This window comes from Methylomonas sp. LW13 (genome assembly GCF_016865255.1).
Classification (GTDB): domain Bacteria; phylum Pseudomonadota; class Gammaproteobacteria; order Methylococcales; family Methylomonadaceae; genus Methylomonas.
The window spans coordinates 4,755,653-4,773,525 of sequence record NZ_CP033381.1 but is presented as its reverse complement, the minus strand read 5'-3'; the positions used below and the strand labels follow the sequence as shown (position 1 = coordinate 4,773,525).

The window sequence follows — 17,873 nt, the reverse complement described above, 5'->3', positions numbered from 1 at the left end:
GGATCTTGATGTCTCGTTTATTGGGTTTTAGCTTGATGCTGTTTTTGCCGATCGTTGCTTTTGCCGCAGGCCCTGATGCCAACGAATTAGCGCCAGTTCCGGAGCCGCCTGATTTACCGGCTCCGGTGCAGTCCGGGGAAGAGATGGAGCCCGACATTACCATTATTCGTAAAGGCAAAGATACTATCCAGGAGTTTCGCCGCAACGGCAAACTATACATGGTGAAAATTCAGCCCCAGGTTGGCCCTGCTTACTACATGCTGGATACCAACGGCGACGAGCAGATGGATGTAAAAAAAAATGATTTGGACGAAAACACCAATATCAACAAGTGGACGTTGTTCGAGTGGGATTTCAATTGAGCTTATTGAATGTATCCTCCCAATATGACGCCCTAAGATTACTCGGCAATTTTTAGCAGCCAGCCGCCGTCCGCATCGCATTTACTGACTTTTGCTTTGGCTTTCACCGAGATTCTGACGACCGTGTTTTTAAGGTCGTCAGGCAGTTTACCTTTCACCAAATAGAACGTGTCCTTGTCTTCAATTTGAACCGCGACAGGTTGCTGTTTAATGCTGACATGAATGTGGCCCGGCCCATTGCTGCCGGAAACCGCAAATGAAAACTCCGAACCCGGTTTGACTGTGGCTAAATGTTCCGGCGTGTAGCGGCTAATTTTAGCGTTGATGCAGCCGCTGCCCTCTGCGCCGCCGCTGGTTCCGCCGTGACCGCCATGGCTGGGTGTGGATTGCGACCAAGCAGAATTGCCGAAACCGATAGTCAGCAATGCGATGGTAAAAAGACGTGCGTGCATGGGTGTTCCTCATGTTCTTGTTTTAGGATGGCTGCGATTATATGTTTTAAGCCTGCAAGTTTGAAGCACAAGCTATAAAGGGTCTGACGGTATTGATTTGATCTTTCTGCCGGGATTGGTTTACATTGCGTTACGGTTTAGTTTGCATATTAACAACAATAAAATGGGGGAGAAGATGTTATTTCTGGCTAAGTTATGCGGTATTTTGACCTTGGTTTGGTTTTATATGGCGGCGAAAAATCATGGCGGCCCGTTAATTAATTGGTCTGTGATCGGTCTGATAGGGTATTGGCTGACTTGGTGGTTATCTAAAATGCTGATTGTGGTGCCATTGGCCGGCATGGTAACCAAGCATTCGGTGACTGAGTTTTTACTTACCCAATTACCCGTATTCGTCGCATTGGCAGCTTGCTATCTAATTAGGAAAAAATTGATCGCCAGTTTGCCGGCCGCTGGGCAATAAATGCCCAAAAATGTGCTGATAACCGGTGCGGCAAGACGCATTGGTGCGGCGTGTGCCCACTTACTGCACGGCGAGGGTTGTAATGTGATTTTGCATTACAACCGCTCCGATGCAGACGCTTTACGTTTAGCTGCCGAGTTGAACGCCGTGCGCGCCGAATCGGCACGGGTGTTAAACGCCGATTTATCGGTGCTTACCAGCGTCCAGAAGTTGGTCGAAGATGCAGTGGCTGAGTGGGATGGTGTCGATGTTTTGGTGAATAACGCGTCGTTGTTTCAATCCGTGCCGCTTGGGCAAGTGACGGAACAGGACTGGGATATGACAATGGCTAGCAATCTGAAAGCGCCGTTTTTTTTGACGCAAGCGTTATGGCCGTCATTAAAGGCTAAGCACGGCTGTGTGGTTAATATCGCTGATATTCACGCAGAGACAGGTTTGCCGGGCTTTCCGATTTACAGCATGACTAAAGCCGGCTTAGTGGCGATGACGCGGATATTGGCCAGGGAAATGGCGCCGGAAGTTCGCGTTAATGCAGTGGCTCCGGGGGCCATTTTATGGCCCGAGCAAGATGTGACCGAAGCGGAGCGGGTTGATATCTTAAAAAAAGTGGCCTTGCAGCGTCGCGGCGAAGCAGGCGATATTGCCAAAGCAGTAAGGTTTTTGGTTGGCAGCGCCGATTATATTACCGGCCAAGTACTGACGGTAGATGGTGGACGGACACTGTTTCGCTGAAGTTTACAGAGCGTTATTTCTCGAGTTTGGTTTGGCGTAAATCGTGTTTGTCGAAATCGTGCCACAGATCTTTGTAACAACGCTTGCTTATCGGGTGTGTAGCGTTTGGCGCAATTTCCGCTAAAGGCTCCAGTACGAAGGCATAATGTTCTATTTCATCGCGCGGAATTTGCAGTCTGCCGTCACTGATGATTTGGTCGCCGTATAAAATCAAGTCCAAATCCAGAGTTCGGGCCGAGAATTTTTGACTTTCCCTGCTACGGCCGTGGTCCAGTTCGATTTGCTTCAGCAATTTGGCGACTTCTTTCGCGGATAATGCCGATTCGAATTGCACGACGAGGTTATGAAAGCTGTCGCCGACAAAGCCTACCGGCTCGCTTTCGAAGATGCTGGAAATGGTCAGCTCTCCGAACAATTCGCGTAGCGTGAGCAGGCTGGCTGGAATGTGAATTTCCTTATCTATATTGCTGCCGATACTGATATATCCGGTAGGCATGACTATCTTTCGCCGCGTTCGATGATGATGCCGACGTCGCGAGCGCGGCTAATCGCGCCTTTCTTGTTTAGGGTGATTTTTACCCAGGGAATCGCAAATTCGCTGCGTAAAATGCCGGCAATTTCTTCTATCAGCTTTTCCACTAAATAAAATTCGCTGTGCTCGACAAAGCTGACAACGCGATCCGAAACGGCTTTATAGTCCAGTGTGTGGGCAATATCGTCGCTGGCGGCGGCTTTTTGGATGTCAAAGCCCATTTCAATGTCCAGGATGATTTTTTGTTTAATCTTCCTTTCCCATTCGTAAATACCTATCACAGTATCGATTTCAAGCCCGCCTAAAAAGATGATGTCCATCGTTGCTTTCCGGTTATTATATTTCTTGAAGAGGCGGCAGTATCGAGTAAATAGCGCCGCTGTACAAGTATTGACGAGAGGTTGATTAAATGATGGATTGGTTGTTGGTGCCTTTGGCCTATTTAACAGGGTCGGTGTCTAGTGCAATTATCGTCTGTAAGATGATGGGTTTGGCGGATCCTCGGGAAAACGGTTCCGGTAATCCGGGGGCAACCAATGTTATGCGTATCGGCGGTAAAAAGGCTGCGGCGATTACTTTGCTCGGTGACGCTTTGAAAGGGCTATTACCGGTGTTGTTGGCGAAGGCGTTGGCGGTCGATACTCTGGTTCTTTCCTTGGTCGTGTTTGCCGCTTTTTTGGGGCACCTTTATCCGATTTTTTTTGAATTTAAAGGTGGCAAAGGTGTGGCAACGTCGCTGGGTGTAACGCTCGGTGTTGCTTGGCTATTGGGATTGGTGGTGGCTGCCACCTGGTTTGTTGTTTACAAAATAGGCAAAATTTCGTCGTTAGCTGCTTTGGTGGCGGCAACATTAACGCCTCTGTATGTTTGGCTGATTGTTGGCGATGTCAAATTGACCACTACCTTTACCACTATTTCTCTGATTTTGCTGTGGCGGCATAAAAGCAATATTCAGCGCTTATTGGCTGGGCAAGAGTCTTGATCAAAGGCTGATTAGCTGCTCCATCGGCCAGCGCGGACGGGCGAAAATTTCCAGGTTTTGGGTTTGCCCCGCCATTAAGCGCTGACATCCTGCATAGGCAATCATCGCGCCGTTGTCAGTGCAAAATTCCGGGCGAGGAAAGCGTATTTCGGCCCCTTCTTTGGCGGCCATCTGTTGTAATTGTCTCCGAATTTCGTGGTTGGCGCTCACGCCACCGGCTACGATTAATGTTTTCAACTGCGTCTGTTGTAACGCCCGTTTGCATTTGATGCTTAATGTTTCCGCGACGGCCTGTTGAAATGCGAAAGCGATATCGGCTTTGTCCTGCTCGGTTTGCTCGGTGGCGTGCAATGCGTTCATTGTGAAGGTTTTCAGGCCGCTAAAGCTAAATTCCAATCCTGGTCTGTCGGTCATCGGTCTGGGGAATTTGAAGCGATTTTGACCATTGCGCGCTAACTCAGCCAATTTCGGGCCGCCGGGATAGTCCAGGCCTAATAGCTTTGCGGTTTTGTCGAACGCTTCGCCCGCGGCATCGTCCAGCGATTCTCCGAGTAAGCGGTATTCGCCAATCGCGCGGACTTCAATAAGCAGGGTATGGCCGCCTGAAATGAGTAATGCGACGAAAGGGTAGGCGGGCGGATTATCCTCCAGCATCGGCGCCAATAAATGTCCTTCCATGTGGTGCACGGCAATAGCCGGTATTTGCCAAGTCCAAGCCAGACTTTGAGCAGTGGCGGCTCCGACTAGCAACGATCCCATCAAGCCGGGGCCTGCTGTATAAGCAATGCCTTCAATGTCATTGGCTGTTAATTCGGCTTCTTTCAATAGCGCTTTGATTAGCGGAACCAGTTTGCGAATATGGTCTCTTGAGGCTAGTTCAGGAACGACGCCGCCATACTCGGCGTGCGTGGCAATTTGGCTGTATAAGGTGTGCGCAATTAAGCCCTTATTGGACTGGTAGACGGCGACAGCCGTTTCGTCGCAAGAGCTTTCTATGCCTAAAACATACATTAGTTTTTGAATTAAAGAATTTTATGAGTATAATCGGCCGTTTTCGGCGGGCTTGCTATCGCCGATAGCGTCAAAAGATACTAACATAAATCGGATTATTGATAATGCCATCAGTTAAAGTTAAAGAGAACGAACATTTTGACATCGCGATTCGTCGCTTCAAACGTGCGTGCGAAAAAGCCGGTGTATTGGCTGAAGTACGCCGCCGCGAGTTTTATGAGAAGCCAACCACCGAGCGTAAACGCAAAGGTGCTGCGGCAGTTAAGCGTCATTTGAAAAAGCTGGCTCGTGAACGGTATGCGCTGAAAAATCTGCGTCGCGGTCGTCCACAAATTTAAGGCAGACAATGGATGCGTTAAAAAAGCGTATCACGGACGATATGAAAGCCGCGATGAAAGGCGGCGAAAAAGGCAGGCTGGGTGTAATCCGCATGATTTTGGCTGCTATCAAGCAGGTTGAGGTCGACGAGCGTATCGAGCTAAGTGATGAGCGAATCATCCTTGTGCTCGATAAAATGCTGAAGCAGCGGCGCGAGTCCATCAAACAGTTCCGAGACGCTAGTCGCAACGATTTGGCCGAAATCGAGGAAGCTGAAGTGTTGGTTATTCAAGATTTTCTACCACAACCGCTTAGCGATGCTGAAATCGATGGCATGGTCGCCGACGCTATCGCTAAAGTGGGCGCCACATCGGTAAAAGACATGGGTGGTGTGATGGCTTTGCTTAAGCCGCAAATGCAAGGTAGAGCTGACATGGCGAATGTCAGTGCGAGAATCAAGGCCTGTTTTATCGCTTAATATCTTGTCGGTAAGATGTCCGGCAGGATACCTCGTCAGTTCATAGATGATCTTTTGGTGCGGGTCGATATTGTCGATCTAATCGATTCGCGCGTCCCTCTTAAAAAGTCCGGCAGCAATTTTACGGCGCGCTGCCCGTTCCATACCGAAAAAACTCCCAGCTTTTCAGTTAATCGCGGTCGGCAGATATATCATTGCTTCGGTTGCGGAGCCAGCGGTAATGCAATCGGCTTTTTGATGGAATTTAACCATCTGGGCTTTGTTGAGGCGGTCGAGGATTTGGCAGCCTTTGCCGGCGTGGATGTGCCTAGGGAGTTGATCGATGGCGAGTCTGGGCGGCCGGATAAAAAAACTGTGTCGCACATTTACGAGGTGTTGGCGGGAGTTGCTGGGTTTTACGCCGAGCAATTGCGCGGAAATGCCGAGGGTAGGATGGCTGTAGATTATTTGAAAGCCCGGGGTGTCAGTGGTGAGGTGGCGCGGGATTTTTCTTTGGGGTATGCGCCAAATAAGTGGGACGCCCTGTTGGCGCGTTTCGATCAAGCGGATTTGATCGAGGCTGGTATGCTGGTGGTCAGGGATGATGGCAAGGTTTACGACCGCTTTCGCGGTAGATTGATGTTTCCGATCAGGGATAAACGGAAGCGAGTGGTGGGGTTTGGTGGTCGAGTATTGGATGATGCTTTGCCCAAATACCTGAATTCGCCTGAGACTGCGGTTTTTTCTAAAAGTAAGGAGCTTTATGGGCTTTGTGAGCTTTTAGAAAAGAATAGCAAGCCCGGTCGGATACTGGTGGTAGAGGGTTATATGGACGTGATTGCCCTGGCTCAGTTTGGCATTTCCAATGCGGTCGCGGCGCTGGGTACTGCAACTTCCAAAGCGCAAATCGATTTATTGTTCCGATTTACCTCTGAATTGGTGTTCTGTTTCGATGGTGACAATGCCGGCAGGCAGGCGGCCTGGAAGGCTGCCGATGCTGCTTTGCCTTGTTTGCGTGATGGCAGGCAAATCAAAATAATGCTATTGCCACAGGGGCAAGATCCGGATTCTCTGTTGCGTGCTGAAAATTTATCCGCATTTATGGAACGAATTGCTAATGCGCAGGTCTTGTCTGATTACTTTTTCGAGAATATTGTCGGGCAATTGGAATTGACAACCGTTGAGGGGCGGTCTCAGTTGCTAGCGACAGCAACGCCTTTGCTGGAAAAAGTTCCTGCCGGGTTTTTTAGGGAAATGATGTTTGCCCGTTTGCAAGAGTTGTCGGGTTCCCGAATTGCCGTGGATGTTGTCGAAAATCAGACTAGACTTAAGTCTAAATTTTATGCTGGCAAAAAGGGCATCTCGTCGCCAAGAATCAGTTTGGCTCGCAAGGTATTAGGGTTGTTGCTTCAACACCCGCATTTTGCAAGCTTGATTGAGCGTGAGGGGGTTATTCTCGATGATTTGAGTTTTGCCGGAGTGGAGTTATTAAGAGAGGTGTTGCAACGGATCGCCCTTGAAAAGCCGGAAAATAGCGCCATGTTGTTGGAGTCTTTCCGAGGAACATCCCAGGAAAAAGCTGTAAAAGCTTTAGCTAGTTTAGATCTCGATGTACCGGTGGGCGGGGAAGAGTCCGAGTTTTGCGGTGCGTTGCAACAACTTTGTAAACAGGCCAAGGAAGCTATGCTAACCCGATTGATCGAAAAGGAGGGTCGAGAAGGCTTAATGATTGAAGAAAAAGAGATACTGCGGAAGCTTTTAAGGGATAAGGCTTAGGTGACCGCATTAATTTTTGCCGTTATAATTTCCTGTTCTGCGGCGCTTGGTGCTGAAAACGTATTGTGAGTAAAGAATGAATCAAGAACAACAGCAATCCCAACTGAAACAACTGATAGCAAAAGGTAAGGCGCAGGGTTATTTGACTTATGCGGAAGTCAACGACCATTTGCCTAGCGATATTATCGATCCCGAGCAAATCGACGATATTATCGGCATGATCAATGATATGGGGATTCAGGTTTATGAGGTGGCGCCGGATGACGATGACTCGCTGATAACCTCAGATGCCGTCGTTACTGCAGATGACGACGAGGAAGTGGCTGAAGTCGCAGCCTTGGCGTCTGTCGATAGCGAGTTCGGCCGAACCACCGATCCCGTGCGCTTATATATGCGTGAAATGGGTTCGGTTGAGTTATTGACTCGCGAGGAAGAATTAAAAATTGCGAAACGGATTGAGGAAGGGCAACGCCAAGTAGTGGGGGCCATTGCCCGATCCGGGTTTATTGTCGAGACTTTTATCGAAGCATTTGATTCCGTTCAGGTTGAAGACTCCGGCGTACGACTCAACGATTTGGTGTTGGGTTTTGTCGATCTCACTGAGGTTGAGGATATTGACGTCAGCGGTATCGAGATTGAAGAGCCTGCTGAGGATGCTGAAGAAGAGAGCAAAACCGTTGATTACGAAGAGGTTAAGCAAAAAGTCGAGTTGCTCAGAAAAGCTTTAAAAGCCGCGACGACCTCAGTTAAAAAACATGGTTACGGCCATGAAAAAACCGAAAAACTGTTTGATGCGATAGACGAAATATTTTGCGAGTTTAAATGGACGCCGCAGTATTTGAAAAAAATGGTATCCATTTCTGAAGAGTTGATTTCAGCTATTCGCGAAGAAGAGCGTTTCATACTGGATGTTTGCGTCAAGAAAGCAAAAATGCCGCGTAAGGACTTTATCAATGCGTTTGCCGAGAATGAGGCTAACCTTGAGTGGTTGGATCAATTTATCGCTGCGAGGCCTAATTTTTCTGAGGTTTTCAGTAGTCACCGTGAGAATATTAGGGCTGCACAGCAGCGATTGGCCGATATCGAGTCTCGCTACGGTCTGAGCATTGCGGTTCTGAAAAGTATTTGTCGTAGTATCTCTCTAGGGGAAGCTAAGGCGAGACGTGCTAAAAAGGAAATGATCGAAGCCAATTTGCGCTTGGTTATTTCTATTGCCAAAAAATACACCAATCGCGGCCTGCAGTTTCTGGATTTGATTCAGGAAGGCAATATTGGTCTGATGAAGGCTGTCGATAAATTTGAATATCGACGCGGTTACAAATTTTCTACCTACGCAACATGGTGGATCCGTCAGGCGATTACCCGTTCCATCGCTGATCAGGCCAGAACTATTCGTATTCCGGTACACATGATCGAAACCATTAACAAGCTGAATCGCGTCTCCAGACAGATTTTGCAGGAGCTGGGTCGCGAGGCTACGCCGGAAGAATTGGCTGAGCGCATGGAAATGCCCGAGGACAAAATTCGTAAAGTGTTGAAGATTGCCAAAGAGCCGATTTCAATGGAAACACCGATTGGTGACGATGAAGATTCGCATTTGGGTGATTTTATTGAAGATTCCAAGATGCTTTCGCCGGTAGAGTCTGCTACAATCGCCGGCCTTCGCGAGTCCACTCAAAATGTATTGGCGGGCTTAACAGCTAGAGAGGCCAAGGTGCTCCGGATGCGTTTCGGTATCAACATGAACACCGACCATACACTGGAAGAGGTTGGTAAACAGTTTGACGTGACCCGTGAGCGGATTCGTCAGATCGAAGCAAAAGCGCTGCGCAAATTAAGGCATCCTTCCAGATCAGAGCAGTTGAGATGTTTTCTTGACGGCGAGTAAGGCGTTTTCATTGTTCGTAGGCTAGATAATTAAGGGCCCTTAGCTCAGTTGGTTAGAGCTTCCGACTCATAATCGGCAGGTCGTAGGTTCAAGTCCTACAGGGCCCACCACAGATAACAGGCCGTTTGCGCGGCCTTTTTTTATATGCGCAAGTTTTAATTTTGGCGAGGGTGTAACCGTGAATAAAAACTACCTTTTTACCTCAGAGTCTGTTTCGGAAGGTCATCCGGATAAAGTGGCTGACCAAATTTCCGATGCTGTTGTTGATGCCTTGCTGGCTCAAGACCCTCGTTCCAGGGTAGCCTGCGAAACACTGGTCAAGACCGGTATGGTGGTTTTGGCCGGCGAAATTACCACCAATGCTTGGGTGGATACCGAAGAGTTGGTCAGAAAAGTAGTTTGCGAGATTGGTTACGACAACGGCGAAATCGGCTTTGACGGTAATAGCTGCGCGGTATTGAATGCCATTGGTAAACAGTCAGCCGACATCGCTATGGGTGTTGATGAATCCGAAAATCACGAACAAGGTGCCGGCGACCAAGGTTTAATGTTTGGATATGCCAGCAACGAAACCGACGTGTTAATGCCGGCCCCTATTACCTACGCGCATCGTTTGGTTGAGAGACAAGCCTTGGTGCGGAAGAATAAAACCCTGACATGGCTGCGTCCGGATGCAAAAAGCCAGGTGACTTTCCGTTACGAAAATAACAAGCCGGTCGCTATTGATGCTGTTGTTCTGTCTACTCAACATTCTCCAGAAATCGGCGGCAAACAGTTGGAAGAAGCGGTAATGGATGAAATCATCCTGCCGACCTTGCCGAAAGAGTGGCTGCACAAAGATACCAAGTATTTCATCAACCCTACCGGCCAGTTCATCATCGGCGGTCCTGTAGGCGACTGCGGCTTGACCGGCCGTAAAATCATCGTCGATACCTACGGCGGTATGGCCCGCCATGGCGGCGGCGCGTTTTCCGGTAAAGATCCGTCAAAAGTCGATAGATCCGCGGCCTATATGGGACGCTATGTGGCAAAAAACATCGTTGCCGCCGGCTTGGCAGAGCGTTGCGAAATCCAAGTGTCTTACGCGATTGGCGTCGCTGAGCCTACTTCCATCAGCATCGAAACTTTCGGTACCGGTAAGATCGAGGAAGCGCGCTTGGTACAAATCGTACGTGAGCACTTTGACATGCGGCCCAAAGGCTTGATTGCCCAATTGGATTTGTTAAAACCCATTTATCGTCCAACCGCGTCTTATGGCCATTTCGGTCGTAACGAAGCCAGCTTCAGCTGGGAAAAAACCGACAAAGCCGAAGCATTGAAAGATGCTGCGGGCATTTAATCCGGATCAGGAAAACATTATGAGCCAAGCCGATTACAAAGTTGCCGATTTAGCCCTGGCTGAATGGGGTCGTAAAGAAATTAATATCGCCGAAACCGAAATGCCAGGTTTGATGGCTTTGCGTGCGGAGTTCGGCGCGCAACAGCCATTAAAAGGCGCGCGTATCGCCGGTTGTTTGCATATGACCATTCAAACTGCGGTATTGATAGAAACGCTGACGGCATTGGGTGCGGAAGTCCGCTGGTCCTCCTGCAATATTTTCTCCACTCAGGATCATGCAGCGGCTGCGATAGCTGCTGCCGGTATTCCTGTTTTTGCCTGGAAAGGCGAAACCGAGGCGGAAGCGGAATGGTGTATCGAACAAACCATTCTTGGCCCTGACGGTTGGCGTCCGAATATGATTCTGGACGATGGTGGGGACCTGACCACGATGATGCACAATAACTTCCCCGAATTGATGGCGGATGTGAAAGGCTTGTCCGAAGAAACCACCACTGGTGTGTTGCGTCTGACCGAAATGGTGGCGAAAGGCACTCTGAAAGTACCGGCGTTTAACGTTAACGATTCGGTCACCAAATCCAAATTCGATAACCTTTACGGTTGCCGCGAGTCTTTGGTCGACGGTATCAAACGTGCCACCGACGTAATGGTAGCCGGCAAAATTGCCGTGGTCTGCGGTTATGGCGATGTAGGTAAAGGTTGCGCGCAATCCCTACGCGGTTTGGGCGCCACTGTTCTGATTACCGAAATTGATCCGATCTGCGCATTGCAGGCAGCAATGGAAGGTTATCGTGTAGTAACAATGGACGAAGCGGCGCCTATTGCCAACATCTTTGTTACGGCTACGGGCAACGTCGGGGTCATTACTCACGATCACATGAAAGCGATGCGTGATCAAGCTATTGTCTGCAATATCGGCCATTTCGATTCGGAAATTGATATTGCGTCCTTACGCCACTACACCTGGGAAAACATCAAGCCCCAGGTCGATCACGTCATCTTCCCTGACGGCAAGCGCATTATCGTGTTGGCAGAAGGTCGTCTGGTGAATTTGGGCTGCGCCACCGGCCATCCTAGCTTCGTTATGTCCAACTCGTTTTGTAACCAAGTATTGGCGCAGATCGAGCTTTGGACCAACGCATCCAGCTATGAAAACAAAGTTTACGTATTGCCGAAGAAACTTGATGAGAAAGTCGCGCGTTCGCATTTGGCGCAAATCGGCGTAAAACTAACCGAATTGACCAAAGAACAGGCTGCGTACATTAATGTACCGGTAGAGGGTCCTTACAAACCGGATCATTATCGTTATTAAGGCTTAGATCAATCTAACCGGAAAGGGGCGCAAGCCCCTTTTTTATGCAAGCTATGAATAATCAAACTATCGTTCAGCGCGATCTTGCCGTGCTCTGGCACCCGTGTAGTCAGATGAAAGACCACGATGCTCGGGCATCTGCGGCGGATGCGTTGCCGTTGATTCCGATTAAATCGGGCCAAGGCGTCTGGCTGGAAGATTTCGACGGTAACCGCTATCTGGACGCAATCAGTTCCTGGTGGGTAAATCTATTCGGTCACGCCAATCCCATTATCAATCAAGCGCTACGAGAGCAGCTTGAAACGCTTGAGCATGTCATCCTCGGTGGATTTACCCATGAGGCGGCGTTAACACTGGCGGAAAAGTTGGTGGAAATTACGCCGCCGGGTTTGGATAAGTGCTTCTACGCGGATAACGGTTCATCGGCAGTCGAAATTGCGTTAAAGATGAGTTTTCATTATTGGCGCAATCTCGGACAAACGCAAAAAACCAAATTCATCACACTGGAAAACAGCTATCACGGCGAAACCCTGGGGGCTTTGGCGGTTGGCAACGTGGCTTTATACAAGGACACCTACGCGCCGTTGTTGATGGATGTGATCACGGTAGCTGGACCCGATTGCTACTATCGCGAAGATGGCGAAAGTTGGGAAGCCTATTCCACCCGCCGTTTCGCGGACATGGAGCAAGCCTTGGCGCGACACGCTGATGAAGTTTGTGCGGTAATTATCGAGCCTTTGGTGCAATGCGCCGGCAGTATGCGCATGTATCATCCGGTGTACCTAAAATTGCTACGTGAAGCCTGCAATAAATACCAGGTACATCTAATTGCCGACGAAATTGCCGTGGGCTTTGGCCGTACCGGCACCTTATTTGCCTGCGAACAAGCGACAATCAGCCCGGATTTTATTTGCCTATCCAAAGGGCTGACCGGCGGTTATTTGCCCTTGTCCGCAGTCTTGACCAGCAATCAGGTCTATCAAGCTTTTTACGACGACTATCAAAATCTCACTGCCTTTTTACACTCGCATAGCTATACCGGCAACGCATTGGGCTGCCGGGCGGCTTTGGCGACGCTGGAGATATTTGAGCAGCAAAATGTGATTGCCAACAATCGCTATTTGGCGGGGCTATTGACTAAAGCCGTAGAGCGATTTAAGGAGCATCCCAACGTCGCCGAAGTAAGGCAAACCGGCATGATCGTCGCTATGGAATTGGTCAAAAATAAGCATACGCGCGAGGCCTATCCTTGGCAGCAACGGCGCGGATTGGCCGTTTATCGCTATGCTTTGAGTCGGGGAGTGTTGCTGCGGCCCTTGGGGAATGTGATTTATTTCATGCCGCCCTATGTGATCAACGAGCAGGAGATACAACTGATGGCAGACGTGGCCTGGCACGGTATCCAACTGGCGGTGCAGGACTAATGCGAGTGTCGCGCTTATATGTCGCTGAGTCGCTCAATGTGGGCGGCCGTATCGAATTGGATGACGATGCGGCCCATTACGTGCGCAGTGTGCTGCGCTTAAAGCAGGATCAAAGCATTGTGCTGTTTAACGGCCACGGCGGAGAATATCTGGGCCGTTTCAGCGAAGTCAGCCGGAAGACCGTGCGGGTAGAAATCGAGCAGTTTATTGAGCGCAATGTCGAATCACCGCTGGCGATCAATTTGGGTTTGGGTATTTCTCGTGGCGACCGGATGGATTGGGCGGTACAAAAAGCCGTTGAACTGGGTGTCACCTGCTTAACGCCCTTGGTAACCGAACGTTGCGTGATCAAATTCAACGACGATAAAAAGCAGCAACGTTTACAGCATTGGCAGCATATTGTCCAGCACGCGGCCGAACAGTCCGGAAGAACTTATTGTCCGGAAATTGGCGAGATTACTCACTTAAGAGATTGGGTGATCGGACAGCAAGGATTAAGCGTGTTTCTCGATCCCTATGCCGAGCAATCCCTAGCGGACCTGAAGCCGGTAAATTCCCGCGTTACCTTACTGTCCGGACCCGAGGGCGGCTTCAGCGAGCAAGAACGCCAAATTGCCAAGACAGCAGGATTCGTTCCGGTGCGAATGGGTGCCCGGATCTTGCGTACCGAGACTGCGGTGTTATCGGCATTGACCGCTGTGCAAACCTTATGGGGAGATTTTCGTTGATCCGCTGGATTGTCTATGCGTTGCTGCCGTTGCTTATATTGGTCATTGCCGCCACGATTGCGAGCCTGCTGGGTTTCGGTTTGCTGTGGCTTGCCGGCGATATTTTGCCGTTGGCAAAAGTTATCAGCAAAATTACCTTGGTGCTGTTGCTGCTGCTGAGTATTTTTCCGTTAAAGAACTATCTGCAATTCAGTTGGGCGGATTTGGGATTTGCGCCCAAAGCGATATTTTTCAAACAAATGCGCCAAGGTCTGGCCTTGGGCTTATTGACCTTGCTGCCGGTGCTGTTGACGCTGTATTGGCTGGATGTTCATATCTGGGACGATACCCGGCATTGGACGGTGGGCAAAATAGCTGAAAAAATCGGATTGGGTTTGTTTTTTGCGATGCTGATTGCGGTCGGCGAAGAAATGCTATTTCGCGGCCTGCTGCTGGGGGCTTTAGGCCGGAAAATGTCAATGATGGCAGCCGTGACAATTAGCTCAATCTATTATGCGGCGCTACATTTTTTAAAAAGTAAGTCGCCACTGGCTTACGCCGATTTAACGCCGGGCAGTGGTTTAAAATTAATGGCGGAAGCGTTTGCCAATTGGTTGAATCCGCAGATAATCAGTGCCTTGCTGGCTTTATTTGTGGTTGGCTTATTTTTAGCAATCCTCAGAAGTCGGGTGCCGCAAAGTCTGGGTCTATGTATCGGTTGTCACGCCGCGTGGGTCTGGCAGATTAAGGTGAGCAGAGATTTGTTCAACGTTAATTTGCAAGCCGATTCACTGTTTCTGGTCAACACCTATTACGACGGCGTGGTGGGCCCTTTGGTTAGTAGCTGGTTGGTATTCGCGCTAATTGTTTATGGGGTATGGACCCAGTGGCCAGCTAAAGCCGCACGCGGCAATTAGATCAAAACGCCATACCAACTTGAAAAAATGATTGCCAGATACCATGGTGTTTTGCAATATTTCTCTCCATCATTTCCAGTGCATCATAAGAGGACATATTTATGCGCAGAGTCAGACCGAATACTTCCGTTCTTCTGTTAACTTTACTGGTCGCCGGTTGTGCTAGCGAGCCAGCCGCCCCGACCAAGCAGGCGGACAAAATTCTGTCCGGTGAACAAATGTTGCGGGATAGTCAGGGCATTGCGCAGTTGGGTAGCCGTTGGCAGGAAGGTAAGCAAATGGTCGAACGCGGACAAGTGATGCAACGTGAGGGCCAGATAAAGATTGACGAAGGCCGCAATCTGGTTGAGGAAGGCCAAAAAATAATGCGTGAAAGTGAAGAGGGTTATAAAAACATAAAACAGTAGGCAACCCGTATACCGTTACAGGATGCTTTTTATAAAGTTTAGCGATGATAGGGGTTTCAGTCCGGTGGCTACCAGCCTTTAAGGGTTTTGCTACCGGATTGAAGCGGTTAGGCCGCGTTGCTGTCTTGAGTCTTTGGGTTTTGCGGCACTAAGGTTAAGACGGTTTTGGGTATTTTAATGCCTGAGTGATGGATATCCCGATATTCCAGCTGCATGTTGTAGCAAAAAGCGCATAGCGAAGCATTTGGCAGAAATTGCAATTCGTCTGGCGGAATTTCATCCCCGCACCTTGAGCAAAAGCTTAACTGCGTTGCCTTTGGTTTCATGTTTCCCCCTCTTTCTCGTAAAAATCGCTGCTGAGGATAAACGGAATATTTCTTGCCTTCTGTTGGAACGCCGGCATTTCTCAACACTCCGTTGTTAGGGCAATGTGATAAAGTCCAAAGTTCCTGAACTAACCCCGGGTACCAGCGCTAATCGGTGCTTGCGACATAGTGCAAATATGCGAAATATCTAATGCGATTATCCAAGCACTGACGATTCCGTAGCAAGCTTTTTTCGCTATGGGGCGCAAGAATTTTAAAAATATGCTACTCCAAGTGCTTTAGGGGGATTATGCGTCGGAGCAAGTTGCTATGACAGGCGAGATGAAGCAGGTGGGCCGGATTGAGGCCGCGCACGGGCCGGTGGTCGATGTGCGTTGCGAATATCTGCCGCCAATCGGTCAGGCGCTTGATGTTGTAAACGGTGCCGGTCGCTATGTTCTGGTTGTGTTTCAGCATCTGGAGCCTACGCTGATTCGGGCGATTGCTTTACATTCGGTTTCGGGCTTATTTCGCGGCATGCCGGTGTTTGATCGTGGCGACGCTTTAAATGTGCCGGTCGATCCCAGTTGTTTGGGGCGCATGCTCAATGTGTTCGGCGATCCGCTTGATGGCGGCCAGCCCTTACCTAACATTAATTTCCGCAATATTCTCGCCGCTCCGCCCTTACTGTCCGATACGCTGCCTGCCTCGCAAATTTTGGAAACCGGCATCAAGGTCATTGATCTGCTTTGCCCGTTCGTGCGTGGCGGTAAAACCGGCTTGTTTGGCGGTGCCGGAGTCGGCAAGACCGTGCTGATGATGGAGTTCATGCACGCGGTCAGCGTGGCGATGCAAGGCGTATCGGTTTATGCCGGCGTTGGCGAACGCATGCGCGAAGGCCACGAACTCTGGCATGAAATGGCCGATGCCGGCGTATTACCCAAAGCTCTGCTGGTCTACGGGCAAATGGACGAATCGCCCGGCGTGCGCTTTCATGTCGGTTACACCGCTTTGGCGTATGCCGAGTATTTGCGCGACACGCTGGATACCGAAGTGTTGTTTTTGATGGACAATATTTTTCGCTTCGTCCAGGCCGGTAGCGAGATTTCCGGTTTACTGGGGCGGATGCCCGCCACGGTCGGCTATCAACCCACTCTACTGACCGAAGTTGCGTCGCTGGAAGAACGTATCGTCTCCACCAAATCCGGCTCCATCACCTCGGTGCAGGCTGTGTATGTGCCGGCCGATGACATGTCTGATCCGGCAGTGGCGACCATCCTTGGGCATCTGGATAGCGTGGTCATCTTATCGCGGCAACAGGCCGCCAAAGGAATATATCCGGCCATCGATCCTTTACGCTCCAGCAGCCGGATCATGGATCACCATATCCTGGGCGACCGGCACTACCAGGTGGCGCGTGCGGTCCGCGAGCATTTGTCGCGCTATCGAGAATTGGAAGATATTATCGCCATGCTCGGTATCGAAGAGCTCTCACAAGAGGATCGCCGTATCGTCGAACGGGCGCGCCGCTTGCAACGCTATCTGACTCAACCGTTTACCACCGTTGCCGACCATACCGGCATGCCGGGCGTGCGCGTGCCGCTGGCGCAAACCATCACCGACTGCGAAGCATTTATGAACGGCCAATATGACCAGCTCAGCGAAGCCGATTGCTATATGAAAGGCGCAATGTCGGCATGAACGGGTTTGCGTTAACTTTGCTGGATAGTCGTGGCGCCGAGCATTTCGATACCGTCACCCAGTTTATCGGCGCCGATGCCGACGGCAGTTTCGGGATTTTGGCGGGGCATATTCACTGTGTGGCTTTGTTGAGATACGGGCTGGCCCGTTTCTGCGATCAAGCCGATGTCTGGCATTATTTGGCCTTGCCCAGCGGTGTGCTGCGCTTTGCCGACAATCAACTGACCGTGACGACGGTGCGCTATTTTCTCGGCAAAGACCGCGATAGCATCTGCGAACGACTCGCGGCGGAAATGGCCCAGGCCGATTCCGAAGTACATACCGCACGGGCGACGTTGTCGGAAATTGAACATTCTTTGGTGCGGCGCCTAGCCGAATTGAGTAGTCGCGGATCAGCGGGAATAGTGCCATGAGTTTTCGCAACAAATTAATCGAACACACTCGTCGCGATCTGCGTCGCTTGGAAGATAAAACTCGCCGCCCGGCGACGTGGGTTGGCATGCTGTTTTATGGCGGCACATTGGGTTTACTGTTTGTAGTGCCTATCGTCGCCGGTGCGTATTTGGGACGGTGGTTGGATACATTGGCTACTGGTTATTCGGTGCGCTGGACTGTCAGTTTGATCGTGTTGGGTATTGGGGTTGGCGCTTATAATGTTTTTCGATTTTTGCAGGAAAAAAGCTGATTTTTTTCGGATTTATTCTTCACGAAAATTCGAAATGAGCGCTATTATTTATTGAAAATACACGAGGAATATTTTACGGCTCTTCGGCGTAGCAAACTTTACA

General features: G+C 49.9%; 21 protein-coding genes and 1 tRNA gene. 18 read left to right on the top strand and 4 right to left on the bottom strand.

Features of this window, described 5'->3' with window-relative positions; all coding sequences use genetic code 11:
- Positions 1–8 precede the first annotated feature (8 nt).
- On the top strand, positions 9–362 hold the full coding sequence (locus tag JL719_RS21680; RefSeq protein WP_033157684.1) for a DUF2782 domain-containing protein: 354 nt from the start codon (positions 9–11) through the stop codon (positions 360–362).
- Between the two features lie 38 nt (positions 363–400).
- Here JL719_RS21680 and JL719_RS21675 read toward each other — a convergent pair whose 3' ends face one another.
- Positions 401–814 (bottom strand): hypothetical protein, encoded by a 414-nt coding sequence (locus JL719_RS21675; RefSeq protein WP_033157685.1) that lies wholly within the window; start codon positions 812–814, stop codon positions 401–403.
- A gap of 163 nt (positions 815–977) precedes the next feature.
- Here JL719_RS21675 and JL719_RS21670 point away from each other — a divergent pair, with 163 nt between their 5' ends.
- Positions 978–1,277 (top strand): hypothetical protein, encoded by a 300-nt coding sequence (locus JL719_RS21670; RefSeq protein WP_308441618.1) that lies wholly within the window; start codon positions 978–980, stop codon positions 1,275–1,277.
- On the top strand, positions 1,278–2,009 hold the full coding sequence (locus JL719_RS21665) for a pteridine reductase (RefSeq protein WP_033157687.1): 732 nt from the start codon (positions 1,278–1,280) through the stop codon (positions 2,007–2,009).
- A gap of 13 nt (positions 2,010–2,022) precedes the next feature.
- Here JL719_RS21665 and folK read toward each other — a convergent pair whose 3' ends face one another.
- Positions 2,023–2,505: a 2-amino-4-hydroxy-6-hydroxymethyldihydropteridine diphosphokinase gene (gene folK / locus JL719_RS21660; RefSeq protein ID WP_033157688.1), complete on the bottom strand. Its 483-nt coding sequence runs from the start codon at positions 2,503–2,505 to the stop codon at positions 2,023–2,025.
- A gap of 2 nt (positions 2,506–2,507) precedes the next feature.
- The gene (folB, locus tag JL719_RS21655) at positions 2,508–2,861 is read right to left on the bottom strand and encodes a dihydroneopterin aldolase (protein ID WP_033157689.1); all 354 of its coding nucleotides are present in this window, start codon (positions 2,859–2,861) and stop codon (positions 2,508–2,510) included.
- An 89-nt stretch (positions 2,862–2,950) separates the two neighbouring features.
- Here folB and plsY point away from each other — a divergent pair, with 89 nt between their 5' ends.
- The gene (gene plsY / locus JL719_RS21650) at positions 2,951–3,523 is read left to right on the top strand and encodes a glycerol-3-phosphate 1-O-acyltransferase PlsY (RefSeq protein ID WP_033157690.1); all 573 of its coding nucleotides are present in this window, start codon (positions 2,951–2,953) and stop codon (positions 3,521–3,523) included.
- On the opposite strand, the gene tsaD is transcribed toward plsY, so the two are convergent.
- Positions 3,524–4,534, bottom strand: coding sequence for a tRNA (adenosine(37)-N6)-threonylcarbamoyltransferase complex transferase subunit TsaD (tsaD, locus tag JL719_RS21645; RefSeq protein WP_033157691.1), 1,011 nt, complete (start codon positions 4,532–4,534; stop codon positions 3,524–3,526).
- Between the two features lie 104 nt (positions 4,535–4,638).
- On the opposite strand from tsaD, the gene rpsU reads away from it, so the two are divergent.
- From rpsU to JL719_RS21575, 14 genes are all read left to right on the top strand, one after another.
- The gene (gene rpsU / locus JL719_RS21640) at positions 4,639–4,872 is read left to right on the top strand and encodes a 30S ribosomal protein S21 (protein WP_020483611.1); all 234 of its coding nucleotides are present in this window, start codon (positions 4,639–4,641) and stop codon (positions 4,870–4,872) included.
- Positions 4,873–4,880: 8 nt separating this feature from the next.
- Entirely contained in the window at positions 4,881–5,330 is a 450-nt protein-coding gene (locus JL719_RS21635; RefSeq protein ID WP_033157692.1) for a GatB/YqeY domain-containing protein, read from the top strand.
- 15 nt (positions 5,331–5,345) lie between these two features.
- Positions 5,346–7,085 carry a DNA primase gene (dnaG, locus tag JL719_RS21630; protein ID WP_033157693.1) on the top strand — a complete coding sequence of 580 codons (1,740 nt, stop codon included), beginning with the start codon at positions 5,346–5,348 and terminating at the stop codon, positions 7,083–7,085.
- Between the two features lie 76 nt (positions 7,086–7,161).
- Positions 7,162–8,973: an RNA polymerase sigma factor RpoD gene (gene rpoD / locus JL719_RS21625; RefSeq protein WP_033157694.1), complete on the top strand. Its 1,812-nt coding sequence runs from the start codon at positions 7,162–7,164 to the stop codon at positions 8,971–8,973.
- A gap of 33 nt (positions 8,974–9,006) precedes the next feature.
- Positions 9,007–9,083 (top strand) — tRNA-Ile (locus JL719_RS21620).
- A gap of 68 nt (positions 9,084–9,151) precedes the next feature.
- Positions 9,152–10,312 (top strand): methionine adenosyltransferase, encoded by a 1,161-nt coding sequence (gene metK / locus JL719_RS21615; protein ID WP_033157695.1) that lies wholly within the window; start codon positions 9,152–9,154, stop codon positions 10,310–10,312.
- Between the two features lie 19 nt (positions 10,313–10,331).
- Positions 10,332–11,624, top strand: coding sequence for an adenosylhomocysteinase (ahcY, locus tag JL719_RS21610; protein ID WP_033157853.1), 1,293 nt, complete (start codon positions 10,332–10,334; stop codon positions 11,622–11,624).
- A 53-nt stretch (positions 11,625–11,677) separates the two neighbouring features.
- Positions 11,678–13,048 (top strand): adenosylmethionine--8-amino-7-oxononanoate transaminase, encoded by a 1,371-nt coding sequence (bioA, locus tag JL719_RS21605; RefSeq protein WP_174843464.1) that lies wholly within the window; start codon positions 11,678–11,680, stop codon positions 13,046–13,048.
- Entirely contained in the window at positions 13,048–13,776 is a 729-nt protein-coding gene (locus JL719_RS21600) for a 16S rRNA (uracil(1498)-N(3))-methyltransferase (protein WP_033157697.1), read from the top strand. The genes bioA and JL719_RS21600 overlap by 1 nt, the downstream gene beginning before the upstream one ends.
- Positions 13,758–14,672, top strand: a complete 915-nt coding sequence (locus tag JL719_RS21595; protein ID WP_225892921.1) for a CPBP family intramembrane glutamic endopeptidase — start codon at positions 13,758–13,760, stop codon at positions 14,670–14,672. The genes JL719_RS21600 and JL719_RS21595 overlap by 19 nt, the downstream gene beginning before the upstream one ends.
- A 101-nt stretch (positions 14,673–14,773) precedes the next feature.
- On the top strand, positions 14,774–15,079 hold the full coding sequence (locus tag JL719_RS21590) for a hypothetical protein (protein WP_033157699.1): 306 nt from the start codon (positions 14,774–14,776) through the stop codon (positions 15,077–15,079).
- Positions 15,080–15,714: 635 nt separating this feature from the next.
- Positions 15,715–17,085 (top strand): F0F1 ATP synthase subunit beta, encoded by a 1,371-nt coding sequence (gene atpD, locus JL719_RS21585; protein WP_225892920.1) that lies wholly within the window; start codon positions 15,715–15,717, stop codon positions 17,083–17,085.
- The gene (locus tag JL719_RS21580; RefSeq protein ID WP_033157701.1) at positions 17,082–17,498 is read left to right on the top strand and encodes a F0F1 ATP synthase subunit delta/epsilon; all 417 of its coding nucleotides are present in this window, start codon (positions 17,082–17,084) and stop codon (positions 17,496–17,498) included. Before atpD ends, JL719_RS21580 begins: the two co-directional genes overlap by 4 nt.
- Entirely contained in the window at positions 17,495–17,770 is a 276-nt protein-coding gene (locus JL719_RS21575; protein ID WP_033157702.1) for an AtpZ/AtpI family protein, read from the top strand. Before JL719_RS21580 ends, JL719_RS21575 begins: the two co-directional genes overlap by 4 nt.
- Positions 17,771–17,873 lie beyond the last annotated feature (103 nt).